Consider the following 17106-nt stretch of genomic DNA (forward strand, 5'->3'; position numbering starts at 1 on the left):
GTTTTTGGAAATAATAACAAAATGTTTAATCGTAAACGAAATAGATTAAAGGATTTTGACTATTCAAATGATGGGTATTATTTTGTCACTATTTGTACACAAAACAGAGAAGAATTTTTTGGAAAAATTAAAAATGGAAAAATGATTTTAAATGAATATGGCGCCATAGTTGAAAAATGTTGGTTTGATTTACCTAATCATTATAAAAATTGTTTATTGGATGAATTTATTATTATGCCAAATCATATTCATGGAATTGTGATTATTGAAAATTATAATGTATGGAACGGTTTGAAACCGTTTCAAATGTAAAATGAAAATGTAGGGAACGGTTTGAAACCGTTTCATACGGAAAAAAATCATGGATTGTCGGAAATAATTCGTGGATTTAAAACATTTTCATCAAAAAACATAAATATAAAATATGGGGAAATAATATTTCAATGGCAAAAATCTTTTTTTGACCACATTATTCGAAATGAAAATTCATTGTATAATATTCGACAATACATCTTGAATAATCCTTTAAATTGGAATGATGATGAAAATAATATCAATTAAAAATGAAAATGTAGGGAACGGTTTAAAACCGTTCCCTACTGGATATTACCCTTTAAGTCTTTAATATCGAATTTTGAAATCCCACTTTAGTTAGAATCTTCTGTTGTCTGCGATGTACAACCATATCTGAAAACAACTAATAGTACGAGCAATAGTATGATTTTTTTTCATGTCTATATCAAGTTTTATAAATATAAATTAAATTGGCATATTTGGTGCACAAACTTCTGCTTTTGTACAAGGTTTATTATGAAATATCAATAATACCTTTTCAGTATTACATTTTTTTTTGTATATTTCTTTAATTTTAATTCCTGATTCCGAATCATCATATCCATAAATCAAATGAATTCCTCTATAGTAGCCATTTTCTATTTCTGTCATACATTTTAATTTACGAAAATCTTTTGAAATTTCATTATCATCGGTATTCTTAATTGACTTAACTTCTATGATTACAAAATTATCTTCTAATCCCATTTTTCCTGGTCTATGAACTAAAAAGTCCGGTATTATTTCTCCGCATTTCTGTGATATTATAGGATGTCCTTTTTTATCTAATTCACCACTTAAAGTGAAATTAAAATCATTGGGTAATTCCAATTTAATGTTATGATATAATTCATAACAATATGACCTTTCTCTATAAATAGCCTCCTCCTTAGATGCAACTGGTATCATAAAATAACCTTCGGGTATTTTCTCTGTTGCTTTTAAAAGAGATTCTAAAAATATATTAAATTGTTCTTCTTGATTATTCATTTTTTCCTTAATATTATTTATTGTGGTGCTTGAAAAAGTCCTTTTCCGTTTTCATCAAAAAGAATAATAGATGATTCAGGGTTATTAATTTTCCGTCCCTTATTGTCAATTGTGGTTGTGTTTCCAATAGAAGTTCTTAAATTGTATTTATTATCATAAATTTTAATGTAGGCTCCATCATCTTTGTCATTTGCAATTTCTATCCTTGGTTGATAATTTATAAAATTAGTAGAATGTCTTTTATAAAAAATTATTCTTTTTGAATCAAACCTAGCAAGAGGGAAATTACCATCCCTAAAAGACAATTCACCGACATTTAAGTGACAAATAACCGCATCTTTATCAATCCTCATTCCGAAAGAATCCCACATATGTTCAGTATGATAACCTAAAACTAGTCTATTACCATCTGAACCATTTATTTCTAATTCACGTGGTTGAATATTTATATTTCTCCCACTTTCACTTTTAATATTTATATAACCATGGCTTTCTGTTGCTCCAATCAAACACATAACACTGTCTTTAGAATTTTTCAGCCGGAACTTAACAACATCACCATCCATTAATAATACGGCTCTTTCTTTACCTTTCTTATCTTTAAGAATCAGCTTTTCTGTTTCTATAACTTTGAAAAATTGAGATGATACCTGAAATCCAAGAATTGGAATAAGTACAACTATAAATATTAAGATATAGTTCATTCTTCTTAAAAAGTTGTTTTTCTTTTCAAGTTTGTTTAACCTATCCATCATTGCGAAAATTTGTTCATTCTCTTTCATATTTTACCTTAATTTACAAATATAATAATTATTCTGTCTTTTTTACATCTGGCGCGTTATACTATAAACTATTAAAACATCATGACATTTCTAACTCAAGTTCTCGTATGCGTTTTTTAAGAAAGTGATTAACTTGCTTTGAGTTTTTGAAATATTTTGCAATGTCCGGTTCAAGATCTATAGACGGGTAAATGCTTTTGATATAAGGATTTTTTTAAATTGTTTTTAAATCAAATTCAATTTCATTAGGAATATCATCGTTCAAATCCTGAGATGGCTCCTGAATTATAGTAATTTTATGATTGTTTATATATTCAGTCCTTGTTTTCATATTGCTTATCAATGGAACGCTGATTAAAGCTCAAGTTCAGCTAATTTTGATTTAGATGCAAATGAAACAACTTTATTCGGATTCAAATTTTGTTGTTTCAAAATATCCCTAAGGATAGCTGAAATGTCATAATTTGCTTCAATTAAGATTTTCTCACGTGTATTTCTGACTTCTACAACAATTTTATCTTTCCACATTTTAAACCTTTTAAAAAGTCATGATTGCAAACTTATTTTACTCTTTGCTTTTCCACCATCATTCAGTATTTTACAACGCTTACTTATATGTCAAATTTTAAATAACTTACCTTCTGATTCTACTTTTCCTGTTTTGTCGAAATCAACAATACAAACATAAATAAATATTTCAGTTTTGCAAAATACTAATAATTTTAATTTTGAAGTTGTTGTTATTCAACAGCTAAAACAGAGTCAATCATAATAGCTGTAGAATCAACTTTCGGACGACGCTTAACAAATCCCATATACTCGTCATATTTATCAGGGTGAAAATGTGTATCAAGTATTTTGTGAGCAATCGGAGCGGCTACCTGACTACCGAATCCGGCATTTTCAACAAATACGCATATAGCAATTTCGGGGTTTTCTTTCGGAGCAAAAGCAACAAACCATGAGTGGTCTCTACCGTGTGGATTCTCGGCAGTCCCTGTTTTTCCGCAAACATCCACATCGTCAAGCCTTGCAATTGATGCAGTTCCACCAGCGACATTAACGACATCGAACATACCATTTTTGATAATTTTGAAAAACTTATTATCAATCGGAAGTTGTTCACTTCTGTAATTAATTTCTTCTTTTTTATTAGTGATATTATTTCGGATATGAGTCACAATATGAGGTTGATTGTAAGTGCCTTCATTTGCAATAGTTGCTACGTAGGCTGCAATTTGGAGAGGGGTTGTAAGAATTTCCCCCTGCCCGATTCCGTAATTAACAAGCCTTCCTTCAGAAGCTCCGCCTTTTCCGAGCCTGGATTCTAACCATGATTTTGTAGGGAGCAAGCCCTGATTCTCATGGGGTAGGTCAATTCCGGATTTCATTCCGAAACCGAACATTTTGCCATATTTTTCAAATTTTTCATATCCAAGTCTCATACCGAGAGTATAGAAAAATACATTGCACGATGTCTTAATAGCATTTCTTACAGAAGTATTACCATGAGCACCATGACACTTGCGGAATCTGCCTCCATACTGCAGTCCGCCGCCACAGAATATAGAACTGTTTTCTGAAATTAAACCTTCCTGAAGTCCTGCAAGTGCTATGAGCATTTTCCAAGTTGAGCCGGGTGGATACTGAGACATTATAGCTCTGTGAAGCAGTGGGGAAGCGGGGTCAGTGCTTAAATCCCTGAATAGCCCGGGTGGGATTTTCCCTGAGAAACTTCGCGGGTCGTAATCGGGCTTACTTGCCATTGCGATGACAGAGCCATCTTTCGGATTTATTGCCACTACACTCCCGCGTTTTCCGTCAAGTAGTTTTTCAGCAAGTTCCTGAAGCTTTATATCAATACCAATATATAAATCAAAACCATTCTTTGCGGGAATATCGTTGGCGCCGTCGTTATATCCGGCAACCCGCTGACCGAATTTATTGACAGCAACATACTGCACGCCTTCACGCCCACGCAAATCACTTTCATAAGTTCTTTCAATGCCTGACTGACCAATCAAATCCCCCGGGAAATAATATGGAAGTTTGTCAAGCTGCTGACGTGATATTTCTCTGGTATATCCCAAGAGATGCGCCATATTGCCGGAAAATTCATAGAGCCTTTTTGGCTCGACAACAACATCAATTCCGAACAAATCATCGCTGTATTCTTCGATCAGAGAAATTATTCTGAAATCAGCATCCCTGTAAATTTTGATTGGATTAAATTTTGAATACGTCTGATATTTCTTAACTTCAGCTTGAATTTCTGTAGAATCCATCTCAAGTATTGAGGAAAGAAGTGGCATTACTGCAGGATTGAAATTTGCAGGTGTGAGAGTTACTGAAAATGAAGCTTCGTTATGAACAACCAGGTCGTTATTTCTGTCATAAAGATTTCCTCTAAATGGTTCAATTCTGACTCGCTTAATTGCCTGAGCCTCGGAAACAGACTTATATTTATCACCTTCAATTATTTGAAGTTGAGCAAGTCTTGCCGAGAAGATTAAAATGATTGCAAATACAAGATATTTCGAGAATTTGTATCTTCCACCTGAGGCAAATTCGGGTGAATCCCCGAATGAACTTCTATATGCCATTTTTTACCTCGTCAGCAAGTTGTTTCTTATTTATTAGTCTTTCCGCTACTCCAATGAATGCAATTGAAAGAGCCGTGACAAATATTCCATCCCGGTAAAAATACTGAGAACTTGTAGTATTAACTATATACAGTGACAGTAGTACGGATAATGCAGCTATAAGAAGCGCCCTGTGGGTCGGGTCTTTTGAATACTTTAATAATTTTCCTGATTTAACTGTATAAAATCCGAGGAAAAATAAAAACAGCAATGTCATAGGAATCCCTGTCCTGTAAAGCAACCAATAGTATCCATTATGAATAATATGTGTATGACGTGCTCGGCTATTTATTGGAAAATGGAATGAGAATGTCTTTGTAAGTCCATTGCCTCCCAATGGATTTTGCCTGATGTGATATTCGACTTTTTCCCATTCTTTGAATCTCGCTATCAGCGAAGGGTCTTTCCTTCCTGCAGATGAAGACTCCAGCCTCGAAAACGCTACTTCGAGGGCTATATCAGCTTTATCACGCATAAAAAGAAAAGTGGCGAACAGCAGCACGACTGTTATCACACCCAAATATGTCAAAAAACGAACTTTCATTTTTGCTGGTAAAAGAAAAAACATAAGCAGAATTGCAAGTGCCAAAACAAGCCAAAATGTTCTTGAAAATGTCGAAACGAGAAACACCACATAAAGCGAAGTCATTGCAATTACAATAATTTCACGCACTCTGTTTCTCTGTGAAAATGCCAGAATGAATCCATAAATTGATGCAGCTGTGTATAGCGTTTGATTTATTGTTATCGAACTTTTCAGTTGATATGCATAAACAAGATCAGTATTTACTTTGTTGTAATATTCTATAACTTGATAAATACCTGCAAATATGATAATCACACCTAAAAAAAACAAGAACGCATTGACATCGTTTTCATTTTTGAGTGCATCTCTCACAGGAAAATATATAAGTAAAATACTGACTAAAAGATATTCCCGAACCCAATTCATTGGAGGTACATCATTGAAATATGCGATAAAAAAATTAAAAAGCAATAATGTGTAAAATGTCAGAATAGCCCAATCGCCCCAGTTGAGAATGATTTTTTCTTTCAGAATCAGTCCCTTTCGTACAAAATAAACAGCTATACTACCAATATAAAACATTCCCAGCATAACATCAAGTGCTCCGACACCTTCATCACCTGCGTGAAAAAATATCGCAGTCGAAGCAGCTACTGCATACAGCCAAATCCTTGGACGCACAAGCAAAAGGTAAATAAGTGGCATAGCAATCAGGGCGGGAAGAACGTATAAATACAATTCAATATATATACTTAAACCGGTTATAGTACCGGCAATTATTACAATCAGTAATACTCCAATCTTGCCTATAGGTCTGTCTATGGCAAGGAGCTGATTAAAAGTTGCTATTTTATTTTTATCATACATTCTTTGGGTCAACTTGGCTTATTCTGCTCTTAAGATTTCTTAAAGAATTTACAATAAGTATTATGAATATAGTAAGTGCAAAACCGCCGAAAGCAGAACCGGCAACAATTAGAGAACGCTTAGGTCTGTCCTTTCTATCTGAAGGTATTGCATAATCAAGCACCATCAGATTCTTCATTTTCTTGGTTTCGTCGAGCTTGTTTTTTTCAATCATTGGTAGCATAAATGCTTTAACTTTTGAATAAGTTTCAAGCTCAGTATATAATCTCATAAACTCAATACCTTCTCCTGCAGCCTCATCCAGCGAAAAATTTCCGGCAAAACCGGGCTTAGTTTTCACTTCTGCAATCTTGGATGACATTTTATCTTTGAGACCTTTTATTGATTGAGTGACATAATCATCATCACCATAAAGTTTGGAATAATAATCAACGAACATTTCATATTTGATTTCTTCGCTTTTAAGTTCTGCAAGTGATTTACTAAGAGCCGCAGCTTGCTCTGTTGGATAAAACATCATCGTTCGGCGTGAAAATTTCTCTAAAGTATCACTTATAGCTCTGATTGTGGAATCAGTATCTGTCATTCTGTCTTCCATATTTTTTTTGTTCATGGCAACTTCTTCGCGATAGAGCTTAACTGCTACATTGTTTGCGATTTCTATGTAGCGGTTTGCCATCTCAGCGGCGCGATTTTTATCAGTATCCCAAATTGAGACAGTGTAATTGCCTTCACGCTCGTAATTGATTTCCAGATTTTCTTCAAATTTTTCGCGAACAAGTGACATTATAGTATCCGGAATATCGTAAATTTTCGGAAGATTAAATTCATGAATTATGGAATCCTTGACAGTTCGGCTTTCAAGAACGACAATAAAATCATAGCTGTCGCCGCCAGAACCACCAAGCTTGGTTAGACCGATGTCTTTGAGTGCTCCGGAAATTGAGCCAAGGGCATTGTCCATCATTGAGCCGGATTGAGGTGGAACGACATTAGTTGTTGCTTTGTATTCATTTTCCAAAAACAAAACTGATACAATTGCTGCAATTAGAGCAATTACAAATGTTACTGAAAATATCAGAATTTTATGCCGCCAAAGCATTGCATATACTAATATCGAATTGAATTCTTCTTCTTTTTTGATTTCCATATCGGATAAATTTTAAATTTGCGAAAATTCATAAGTACAAAAATACTTAAAAAATTATAATTAGTTTGTGAGTAATTATTTAAAATCAAATTTTCTTGTTTTAGAGATATTTTGAAAATGTTTTGACAGTAAAGTAAATGACGTCATTAAATGTCTGATATTTTTATTACTTATAATTGAATAATCAAACAATTTCAAATTACAAGAATTTATCATTTTTTGATAGTTTGAAAATAAAATAATGATAATATCAAAAAAATGACTATTTTGCTTATCTGAAAATGTAAAATCCGGAAAAATTTTATGGCACTGATAATTCATAATAAGGCTTTTAAAGGCAAAAAACTTCCCATGTCAGCTGAAGAGTTGATTAATGATGCTGTAAATAATCAAAAAACTGATGATTTCATATTAATTTTGCCAACCGGAAGGCTTAATCGTTTCTTAAAATATGAGATTATTGAAAAGTATTTTCGTATAAACAATCAACCCAGTGGAAAAATCAATATCTATAATCTTGAAAAATTTTCCGGTTTGTGCTTTCAGGCGGTCTCAAAAACAAACCGTTTTACAAAAATTTCTGAATCATACAGATTAGCTCTCACAGAAGAAGCCATTGACAACTGCCGACTTGAATTTTACAAATCCCGCAGCCGTAAGCTAAATCATCACGTAATTGAGCGACTTGCAAACATTGTTTACGGACTTCGCGAAGATGGTATTAACAGCAAATCAATGTTTGATGACCTGAGTAAGCTCGAAACAGACGAGACAGGTATTAAAGACTTCAAAAAGTTCAAAGACATAGCTCATATATTAGTAGAATATGAAAACCTGCTATCAGATAAGTACATTGATGCACCATATATAATCAAATATTTGCTTAGAAATGCAGATGAATATTTTATAAAAAATCCTAATATTGACAAATCTTACTTTGACGACCTAATAAATGCTGACGGTAATATTAAGCAAATTTTAGTTTATGGTTTCAGCGAGTTCAAGATGCCTGAAGTTGAATTTCTTTCAAAATTTGCAACAAGCGAAATTCCTGTATCTGTTCATCTTGATTTTTCTGAAATCAACGGACCGCTTTTTGGAAATCTTGCTGAAATGAAAAGCACTTTATTAACTGCGGGTTACAACTTTTTCTATACAGATGATGAGATCATAAATCAGCATATAAACCCTGAAACAGAGCTTAATTCTGAGCCTAAATATTTTCTCAAAAGATGGCTTTTTAATGTAGAAAAAGATATAAAATACAGAGGTCTAAGCGATTATCTGAACATTTTCGAATTTGATACTCAGGAAGATGAAGTCAAATATATTACTAAGTTAATCAAATATCTGATTTTAGAGCACAAATACAAAGCATCTGATATTGCCGTTGTAAGCCGCAATACAGACATTTACAGTACTCTTTTGCGGTCTTATTTCAGCATAGAAGGAGTGCCGGCAGATTTCTCGGACAGATATGACCTTGCACAATCTCCGTTAGTTATTTCAGTTGTATCTATTCTTGATACTATCGCCGGCGGTTTCAAATATATTGACGTTTTCAAGACTCTGGACAGCAGTTTCCTTGAAATTAAGAATGAGAATGGAAGCAGTATTGACAAATCAAATTTAATTAAAATCGCTGCGGAATTAAGACTTTCAAAAAGCAATTACTCGCTTAACGCTGAGTTTTGGATTAAGAGAATTTCATCAATGATTGAATTTTTAAAACCGAAATTGCAGTCCGGTGAACATGAAATTTATGAAATGGATAGAAACATAATTGCCGAAAAAATTGAATCTTATGAAAAAGCTCTTACTGATTTCAAATTATTCAGCGGAATGCTGCCTAAAATTAAGAATTTATATTCGCCCGATGAATTTAAATTGTTAATCGAAAAAGATATTATCGCAAGATTTAACTTTATTGAAAAAATTAATGGATTATATCATGATGTAAATAATAAATACAGCGATAATCGTGGCTATGATTATGATATTGCAATAGAGCGTATCGAAAGATTCTCCAAAGCTTTAGGCGTACTTTTACAAATCGTAAATGAATTTTGCTCAATTTTGAAGGACAGAAAATCCAAAACTTATCCTTTGAGTGAATTGCTAAGTAAATTAAAAACTGCAATTTCCGGAGCCAAATATCAAACACGTGAAAGACAAAATTACGGAGTTAGTGTTACGGCAGTTGAACAAATAAGACACATACCTTACAAGGTTACTATTCTTTGCGGACTTAACGACGGAGTTTTTCCGCTTCCCTATAAACCGGAACAATTTCTTGGAAAAGAGCTTAAAGATAGTGAGCAAAGGCACTTACAGTCTGAACAGATACAATTTTATCAGTTTCTTATTAATGGGGCAGAGTATTTCGGAAGCAAAGAAAAAAAAGTATATTTAACTTATTGCAACAAAATATCCGGATTTGAATCAGCAAGGTCGTCTTTTATTGACTCACTGATAAAAGTTACAGGACTTGAGAAAGATAGAAATATTTTTCAAATAAGTCCTGAGAATCTTTCAAGATACATCAATTTGCATCCTTGGCTAAAATCAATCTCCAATCGCTTTGAAGCATCGTCAATGATTAGTAGAATTATTATGGAAGCAAGATTAAATCATGTCAGGTTGGATATGTCTCGATACTCCGATTTTGCAAATATTTCAGGTTTAATTGACTATTTTGAGAAAGTAGTAACCAAACAAAACCTCACGGCTGACAATAGCTTCTATACATTGAACGAAGCTTCCAAAGAATATTTAGAAAAATCAATTGACAGGGTTTATTCGACAACAGATTTTGATACATTTGCCGGCTGCAGTTATAAATATTTTGCAAATAAAATATTGCGTCTGAAATCTCAGGAAGATGATGACAATATTTTTAGTTCAATGGATTATGGGAATATTCTACATTCCATTTTGTACAAGTTCTATTTAAAGCTTCAATCCATTTCGTCAGAAAACTGGATTAGACCCGAAACAAACCCAAATTACAATTTACCCGAATTGAAACCTGTGAATATAACGAAACATATTCCAAATGACTTGCTGATGCTCCTCAACGAAATTATCGAAAAAGAATTCGATGACATCAGACTTGATCATCCTTATATTCAATCAATTAAACGTGAAATATTAGGTACCGATAAAGTTAAAGGATGGGCGGAGATTTTCATAGAGTCTGAATATAAGCGATTAGAGCAGTTTTTGTCTTACCCTGTACTTTTTGAGCTTGAATTTGGTATGGGTTCGGGTATTCCACAAATTGAACTTCCAAACTCCATCAGGCTTCGAGGCAAAATTGACAGAATTGAGCTTGCCGGAGATTCAGGCTATAATCCTGAATCACAGGAAACGAAATTTACTACTGTTGATTATAAAAGCACGGATAATGGTAATTTTACTAATCAAAAAATCCAATCAGGCAGAAGCTTTCAGATGCCATTATACTCAGTGGCAATAAACAAAATACTCACAAACTATTTTGGTATTAATACCAAAATGAAAGGTGCTGCTTATTATATCCTGCGTCCTAAAGTAGAAAAAGGGAAATACAAAAATACCAGGTTAGTACTAATGACAAACAATGAACTTGCAGGTACTGAATTTTTTAAAACCAATCTTAAAGCTGACATCAATCCACAGGAAATGCTGGATGAATCAATACGTGCGGCAGAAGATATAATTATCAAAATCACTAACTCTGAATTTGAAGCATTGCCGGCTGATAACCAGGTTTGTCAATATTGCGACTTTCAGACTGTATGCAAGATTCGGGAGAGGAGTATAATTGATAGCAGTCATGAAGAAATTTCAGAAGAATAATTTTTATTTGTCTTTTCAACTAAGAATTTCGAGTTTCATAACACACTTAATATATTGAAACACATAATATTTTGTAAGAAATCCTTATTTTTGTAATTATTGTTTATGGATTGATTAGAATTTTACAATATGCCGCTAAGAGTAACAGACGATATAATCATAAATGAATCTGATATCGAGTTTGAATATTCCCGCTCCTCAGGACCGGGAGGTCAGAATGTCAATAAAGTCGAAAGTGCTGTTACATTGCGATTTAATCTTACAGATAGTTCTCTACCGGATTATATAAAACAAAGGATATTGCTTTCCGGAGACAAACGAGTTAATAGCGCAGGTGAGCTGATAATAAATTCACGCGAATCAAGAAGTCAGCTAACAAATAAACAAACGGCAATCACAAAACTGATTGATTATTTGAAATCTGCTTCAGTCGAGCCAAAAAAAAGAAAGCGAACCAGACCAAGTGCTGCAACAAAAGAAAGAAGACTTGAACACAAAAAGAGGCGTTCGGAAATCAAGCAAATGCGAGGGCGAATAATATAATTTTTTTTCTTAAATACCGGGAAATTTATTTAACAACTTTATGAGCTGTATCTCCGGGCAAATCCTGAACTGATTTGCCCGAAATTGACGTAGAAACAATTGAAATCCTGTAACCGGCTTTTTTGATTTTTTCAATCAAGTCATTTTTTGAAATTTGCGAAGCGTCATAGATTAATGTCAGTAATTGGTTTGATTCATTAAAATATGAATCAATGACTCCTTTTTCCATATTCAGGTTATCAGCGACTTTGACAAAACTATTGGAACTTGTCATATTTGCTTTAACAAACATAGTTTCAGGTGTACTGGAATATGAACTATATGCAGTAAAAAGCATCATAGCAATAAAAGCAGTCAACGAAATCTTGAATTGGGATTTCATCTTATTATCTCCGATAAATATTAATTAAACCTTTCATTATGTCATACGCTAATTATTATTTATAGTTTCAAAAAATATTAATTTGTTATAAAAATGCATATCTTACGTCAAAAGGATATATAAGTAAAAATAGTTTATAATGTTATTTTAAATATGAAAATTCAAAACGTTTTATTAATTTTAGTCGCATTTTTAGTTTCAATTTCATTCGAGTCAAATGCTCAATGGGTTATTATGCGTCACGATGCTGACAGCCTTGTTCGCGAAGGTACAAATCATATTTACAATGTTGAATTTGACAAAGCCGAGATTTGCTTCAAGAAAATCATTAATATCTATCCGGAACATCCGGCAGGATATTTCTTAGATGCAATGGTTTACTGGTGGAAGATTACTCTTCACCGCGAAACAAAAAAATTTGACCAACCATTTGAAGACAGAATTCAGAAGGTTATTAATATTTGCGACAAGATATTGGATACGAATGAATTTGACCTTACAGCCTTATTCTTCAAGGCTGGAGCTATGGGTTATCGTGGCAGACATTTTGCTCAAAGGGAAAGCTGGGTAAAATCCGCTTCAGACGGTGCTGCTGCATATAATCTTATGGTCAGATGCCAGAAACTTGCACCTGCAAATCATGATATAATGCTTGGTACCGGAATTTATAATTATTTTGCAATTGCTATACCTGAAAAATTTCCAATGGTTAAACCACTCATGACCTTTTTCCCAAGAGGGGATAAACAGTTGGGAATTTATCAACTCAGAGCCGCTTCCAGAAAAGCAAGATACGCTGCTGTCGAAGCAAGAGTAGTGTTGCTCCAGATTTATAATACATTTGAAAAAGAATATGATTTAGCTGGCTCAATTGCAAAAGAACTTTTTGAAACTTATAACAATAATCCATATTTTCACAGATATTATTCCCGAATACTCGTTAGAAAAGGCAGTCAGGAGGAATATGAAGCCGAATGGAGAAAAGTTCTGATTCGCTGTATGGACAAGTATGTTGGTTATGATAATTTCACAGCCCGTGAAGCGATGTATTATATCGGGCTTTCACTAATGAGAAAAGGTGATCGGGAATCTGCATTGCGGTATTTCCTAAAAGCAAATGAGGGGAAAATAATTGATACAGAAGATTCAGGTTTTACTGTTAATGTAAATATTTATTTAGGCAATCTCTATGATTTAAAAGGGATGAGGGAGGAAGCAAAAAAATACTACAATGCCGTCCTCAATATGAAGAATTTTGATAATTCACATACTAAAGCTAATGTTTATTTACAAAAGCCTTATGGTAGCAGATAATTATTTTATTGATATAAAAAATAATTTCTTAGAGTTATTGTCATAAGACAATAATGCCAGTCAAATTTTCAAATATTGCAAATATTTTATCAGCAAGGATAATTCCGGTTATACTTGCTGTTAGTTTTGTGTTTGTTAATTATGCAGGATATTTTCATCATCACAATCAGGATGAATCACATTTTTGTGGTTGCTCAGGTTGCGCATCTGAATTTTTATCAAACAATGATATTACTTTTCGTGATTTAGAGGGCAAAAAGCTCAATTATGATGAATGTAATCTTTGTAAAGTTTTAAAAAATTACGATAGAAATTTTCTATTAGAATGTAGTTTAACTCCAAATTTTGAAAATTTAATTATTGATAATATTTTTTACTCAATAATTAATGTCAATCATTCCAAACATACTCTCAGAAATAAATCCCCGCCTTTTTGTTGAAAATATTTGATCTCTTATAGTTAAGTAAAAAAAAGTTCTGTCACATTCGGTGTAGAAGAAATGTCTATTTTAGTCTTCGACTTCGCTCAGACTGACAAATTTGTATTACTGCGCATTAGACATTTAATTTTTATCAACAAAATTTAGGATTTAGAAAAATGAAAAAAAACATTATTTTAGCTTTATTTGCAATATTTGCTTTCTTATTTATTTCTTGTGAAGACCACACTCACGACCATAGTGACCACTTTGAACCGGAAGGTTGGGTCTTCATTGATGGCACTTCTGCAAGATTTATCAAGATTTTCCGTGGTCAGTTTTTGGCTGATTCGAAACAGGAATTTACAGTCAAATCCGGAGAAAAGACTGACCACTTCGATATTAAATTCTTTGACAAAAACCAAAAGGAAATTGACCCTCCAAGCGATACAGACTATAAGTTATCATGGTCAATCACAAATGAAAACCTGTTTGAAGTTGACAGACATGATGGTGAAGAATGGGAATTTCACCTCGAAGGTAAAGCAGTTGGAATTACAGAAATTGAGTTCTTTGTTATGCATGGCGACCATAATGATGTTCGCTCAGGCAAAATAAAAGTAGTTGTAGAATAAGATTTGTTTATCAATTACGTTATTCCGATGATAAAGATGACCAACACTTTTTAAAATCAATTTAAGGATAAAGAGATGAACAATCCACACATTGTTGCATATATTAATGGTATTATCTTGCTTATAGCCGGAAGTTATTCGTTTTTCAGCAACCCTGAAAGACCGCTAACGGCATTGATAGGTCCTATCGTCGGATTAATTATTATAGCGATGGCTCCAGCTATGCAAAAAGGAAACCGCTTGATTGCACATATATTGGTTGGAATTACATTTGTATTTGCGTTAACAACCGGTGCTATGGCAATTAATTCGGGCAAGGTGGAAGATATCGAAAAGCGTCAACGCCGAATCGCAGTCTTCTCCACTATGAGCATAGCATGTCTTGGTGCTACAGGATATTATGTTGCAAGATTCATTAATATTAAGAAATCTCAAAAAGAGAACTAAAATATCATTTGAGATTCAATTGAAATTAATTTTATCATTCACTTCTGCGATGGTTTACGCTATTGCAGGAGTGATTATTTTTTCACCTTCAGTATACCCGGATAATACTCAGCTAAGATTAAAAGTATCAGACATCGAAACTGGTCTTCCTGTTGATAAAGTCAAAATTTATTCTGATAATGAATTAATTAAATATACTGACAGTCTCGGTTTGGCTTATCTTAATTTATCCTCTGGAAGTCATAATTTAACTTTCAGGCGTGCCGGTTATAAAGAGCTTGAAGAGAAAATTGAAATCAAGCAAGGTAAAGATTTTATAAGAATTTATTTAAAGCCTGAAGGAATAAAATCTCCAAATGTTATTGTTACAGGGCATTATTACAAGAATGAAATTGATAAAATCACAGGTGAAAATTACGCTATTGAGGGTAACGCATTAAAGCGTAATCTAAAGCAGACAATCAGCGAGAGCATGGCTGATATTACAGGAGTTACAATCAGCTCAATGGGTGTAGCTACATCAAGACCAATTCTAAGAGGTTTCGGCGGGAATAGGGTCGAACTTCAAATGAATGAATCAATTATTGCCGATTTATCCGGAACATCGCTTGACCATGCAGTATCTCCAGAAGTTTCATCTGCTTCAAAAATCGAAATCCTTCGTGGCGTTGATGCACTTAAACGCAGTACTAATGCAGCTGTCGGACTTGTCAAAATTACAGGGAATCAGATACCGGTTGAAAAGCACGAAAAACCGAGTTTTCAGACTATTTTGCTTGGCGAATCCGTCAATGAAGGGTTTTCTGCATCCGGCTCAGGTGATTACACTTTAGGAAATATCGGTTTACACGGTGAGGGCTCATATCGTAAATTTGACAATATGATTACTCCAGTTGGCAAACTTGGAAATTCAAACGGAGAAGCCGGAAGTTTTGCATTTGGAAGCTCTTATATTGGGCAGAATTTCGTTAGTGGTGGTTCTTTTACATCGCTTTCAAATAGTTATGGAGTTCCCGGAGGTGTCGTTGGCGCCCACCCAAATGGTGTTAATATTGACATGGTTTACAGAAATATTAATTTACGCTCAATAATTCACATTCACAGTGATTTATTTGATAATATTGATATTAATTTTTCGCGAACATATTATCACCATTATGAATATGAGTATAGCGGCATCTTAGGAGCAGAATTCAAACTTGTGGATTATTTCGGAAATGTTGACTTTTCAAAAAAATCAGACGATTTGACAAATAATATTGATTTTGGTATTAGCTTCAACTCGCGAAATCACACTTACGGTGCTTTTGTATTCACTCCAAATACTGAATTAGTAAGTCTTGCAGCTTACTACACTCAAAAACTTGATTATGATAGATTTACTCTGCAATATGGCTCGCGAATTCATTATTCAAAGTATGAACCGCTTGCAATAAAATCCAAAACTGAGCCTCCTCGAAACCGTGAAATGCTACTTCTTTCAGGAGCTGTTTCCGGAGCTCTAAAAACAAGCGATAATTCACATTTAATATTGCATTTAGGTCGCAACAACAGGCAGCCTTCAATTGAGGAGCTTTATTCAGGTGGTCCGCATCTTGCTTCTTATACATACGAAATTGGTAATTCAAATTTATCACCGGAGACTTCATATTCAGTAGAACTCTCTTATGACCAAAATATCAGACGTGGAAATTTCTTTATTACAGCATATCTAAATGAATACTCATCTTACATAACTTTTAGAAACACTGGCGATACTAACTGGGCTCAGTTTCTTCCGATATTTTCAAGTAGTGAAATTAAAGCAAGGATAGCCGGTATTGAAGCCAATTTTAAGTTGGATATTACTAGGACATTTCAATTTAATTCAGGATTATCTATCAATTATGGTCATAATTTAAGCGACGATATACCGCTACCATTTTTTCCGCCGGCATTCGGAAATATTGGGTTGAAATATCGCCTGAATGGATTTGGAGCAGGAGTTAATACACGCTTTGCACTTGAGCAGACGAGAATTGACAGATTCGAAAGTACAACAGATGGATACATAGTTTTAGGTGGATTTGCAGAGTACAAATTTCAAAATAGTGGCTTATTTCATGATATTACTTTAGCATTTGACAATGTTTTGAATAGTGAATATTATAATCATCTTTCACGCTTGAAGGAGATTATTCCGGAAGCAGGTCGTAATATTCGTCTGATTTACAGGATTTTGTATTGAGAGATAATC

General features: G+C 33.6%; 16 protein-coding genes. 9 read left to right on the forward strand and 7 right to left on the reverse strand.

What is annotated here, in order from left to right; translation table 11 throughout:
• Positions 1–21: 21 nt before the first annotated feature.
• The gene (locus tag KF896_07090; protein MBX3043464.1) at positions 22–312 is read left to right on the forward strand and encodes a hypothetical protein; all 291 of its coding nucleotides are present in this window, start codon (positions 22–24) and stop codon (positions 310–312) included.
• A gap of 54 nt (positions 313–366) precedes the next feature.
• Positions 367–561 carry a transposase gene (locus KF896_07095; GenBank protein MBX3043465.1) on the forward strand — a complete coding sequence of 65 codons (195 nt, stop codon included), beginning with the start codon at positions 367–369 and terminating at the stop codon, positions 559–561.
• A gap of 198 nt (positions 562–759) precedes the next feature.
• Here KF896_07095 and KF896_07100 read toward each other — a convergent pair whose 3' ends face one another.
• From KF896_07100 to KF896_07125, 6 genes are all read right to left on the reverse strand, one after another.
• Complete coding sequence (locus KF896_07100; GenBank protein ID MBX3043466.1) at positions 760–1323, reverse strand: hypothetical protein; 564 nt, start codon at positions 1321–1323, stop codon at positions 760–762.
• A gap of 17 nt (positions 1324–1340) precedes the next feature.
• Positions 1341–2075, reverse strand: coding sequence for a hypothetical protein (locus tag KF896_07105; GenBank protein ID MBX3043467.1), 735 nt, complete (start codon positions 2073–2075; stop codon positions 1341–1343).
• 384 nt (positions 2076–2459) lie between these two features.
• Positions 2460–2633, reverse strand: a complete 174-nt coding sequence (locus tag KF896_07110; protein ID MBX3043468.1) for a hypothetical protein — start codon at positions 2631–2633, stop codon at positions 2460–2462.
• Positions 2634–2845: 212 nt separating this feature from the next.
• Positions 2846–4708: a penicillin-binding protein 2 gene (gene mrdA / locus KF896_07115; GenBank protein ID MBX3043469.1), complete on the reverse strand. Its 1863-nt coding sequence runs from the start codon at positions 4706–4708 to the stop codon at positions 2846–2848.
• Positions 4698–6140, reverse strand: coding sequence for an O-antigen ligase family protein (locus KF896_07120; protein ID MBX3043470.1), 1443 nt, complete (start codon positions 6138–6140; stop codon positions 4698–4700). Before KF896_07120 ends, mrdA begins: the two co-directional genes overlap by 11 nt.
• A complete protein-coding gene (locus tag KF896_07125; protein MBX3043471.1) occupies positions 6133–7290 on the reverse strand; it encodes a hypothetical protein in 1158 nt (385 codons plus the stop codon). The genes KF896_07120 and KF896_07125 overlap by 8 nt, the downstream gene beginning before the upstream one ends.
• A 303-nt stretch (positions 7291–7593) precedes the next feature.
• On the opposite strand from KF896_07125, the gene KF896_07130 reads away from it, so the two are divergent.
• Positions 7594–11130 (forward strand): PD-(D/E)XK nuclease family protein, encoded by a 3537-nt coding sequence (locus tag KF896_07130; GenBank protein ID MBX3043472.1) that lies wholly within the window; start codon positions 7594–7596, stop codon positions 11128–11130.
• A 129-nt stretch (positions 11131–11259) separates the two neighbouring features.
• The gene (gene arfB / locus KF896_07135) at positions 11260–11673 is read left to right on the forward strand and encodes an aminoacyl-tRNA hydrolase (protein ID MBX3043473.1); all 414 of its coding nucleotides are present in this window, start codon (positions 11260–11262) and stop codon (positions 11671–11673) included.
• A 25-nt stretch (positions 11674–11698) separates the two neighbouring features.
• Here arfB and KF896_07140 read toward each other — a convergent pair whose 3' ends face one another.
• Positions 11699–12055 carry a cation transporter gene (locus KF896_07140; GenBank protein MBX3043474.1) on the reverse strand — a complete coding sequence of 119 codons (357 nt, stop codon included), beginning with the start codon at positions 12053–12055 and terminating at the stop codon, positions 11699–11701.
• 153 nt (positions 12056–12208) lie between these two features.
• On the opposite strand from KF896_07140, the gene KF896_07145 reads away from it, so the two are divergent.
• The 5 genes from KF896_07145 (at position 12209) to KF896_07165 (ending at position 17097) form a co-directional block, all read left to right on the forward strand.
• The gene (locus KF896_07145) at positions 12209–13369 is read left to right on the forward strand and encodes a tetratricopeptide repeat protein (GenBank protein ID MBX3043475.1); all 1161 of its coding nucleotides are present in this window, start codon (positions 12209–12211) and stop codon (positions 13367–13369) included.
• A 53-nt stretch (positions 13370–13422) separates the two neighbouring features.
• Positions 13423–13809 (forward strand): hypothetical protein, encoded by a 387-nt coding sequence (locus KF896_07150; GenBank protein MBX3043476.1) that lies wholly within the window; start codon positions 13423–13425, stop codon positions 13807–13809.
• Between the two features lie 158 nt (positions 13810–13967).
• On the forward strand, positions 13968–14423 hold the full coding sequence (locus KF896_07155) for a hypothetical protein (protein ID MBX3043477.1): 456 nt from the start codon (positions 13968–13970) through the stop codon (positions 14421–14423).
• A 75-nt stretch (positions 14424–14498) separates the two neighbouring features.
• Complete coding sequence (locus tag KF896_07160; protein ID MBX3043478.1) at positions 14499–14870, forward strand: hypothetical protein; 372 nt, start codon at positions 14499–14501, stop codon at positions 14868–14870.
• A 19-nt stretch (positions 14871–14889) separates the two neighbouring features.
• A complete protein-coding gene (locus KF896_07165) occupies positions 14890–17097 on the forward strand; it encodes a TonB-dependent receptor (GenBank protein MBX3043479.1) in 2208 nt (735 codons plus the stop codon).
• The last annotated feature ends 9 nt before the right edge of the window (positions 17098–17106 follow it).

The organism is Ignavibacteriota bacterium, assembly GCA_019637995.1.
GTDB lineage: Bacteria > Bacteroidota > Ignavibacteria > Kapaibacteriales > UBA2268 > JANJTB01.

Bases quoted from the DNA above. Each gene is read 5' to 3' on its own strand.
- KF896_07090 (MBX3043464.1), top strand. From the start codon at position 22: ATGTTTAATCGTAAACGAAATAGATTAAAGGATTTTGACTATTCAAAT.
- KF896_07100 (MBX3043466.1), bottom strand. From the start codon at position 1,323: ATGAATAATCAAGAAGAACAATTTAATATATTTTTAGAATCTCTTTTA.
- KF896_07105 (MBX3043467.1), bottom strand. From the start codon at position 2,075: ATGGATAGGTTAAACAAACTTGAAAAGAAAAACAACTTTTTAAGAAGA.
- KF896_07110 (MBX3043468.1), bottom strand. From the start codon at position 2,633: ATGTGGAAAGATAAAATTGTTGTAGAAGTCAGAAATACACGTGAGAAA.
- mrdA (MBX3043469.1), bottom strand. From the start codon at position 4,708: ATGGCATATAGAAGTTCATTCGGGGATTCACCCGAATTTGCCTCAGGT.
- KF896_07120 (MBX3043470.1), bottom strand. From the start codon at position 6,140: ATGTATGATAAAAATAAAATAGCAACTTTTAATCAGCTCCTTGCCATA.
- KF896_07125 (MBX3043471.1), bottom strand. From the start codon at position 7,290: ATGGAAATCAAAAAAGAAGAAGAATTCAATTCGATATTAGTATATGCA.
- KF896_07130 (MBX3043472.1), top strand. From the start codon at position 7,594: ATGGCACTGATAATTCATAATAAGGCTTTTAAAGGCAAAAAACTTCCC.
- arfB (MBX3043473.1), top strand. From the start codon at position 11,260: ATGCCGCTAAGAGTAACAGACGATATAATCATAAATGAATCTGATATC.
- KF896_07140 (MBX3043474.1), bottom strand. From the start codon at position 12,055: ATGAAATCCCAATTCAAGATTTCGTTGACTGCTTTTATTGCTATGATG.
- KF896_07145 (MBX3043475.1), top strand. From the start codon at position 12,209: ATGAAAATTCAAAACGTTTTATTAATTTTAGTCGCATTTTTAGTTTCA.
- KF896_07150 (MBX3043476.1), top strand. From the start codon at position 13,423: ATGCCAGTCAAATTTTCAAATATTGCAAATATTTTATCAGCAAGGATA.
- KF896_07155 (MBX3043477.1), top strand. From the start codon at position 13,968: ATGAAAAAAAACATTATTTTAGCTTTATTTGCAATATTTGCTTTCTTA.
- KF896_07160 (MBX3043478.1), top strand. From the start codon at position 14,499: ATGAACAATCCACACATTGTTGCATATATTAATGGTATTATCTTGCTT.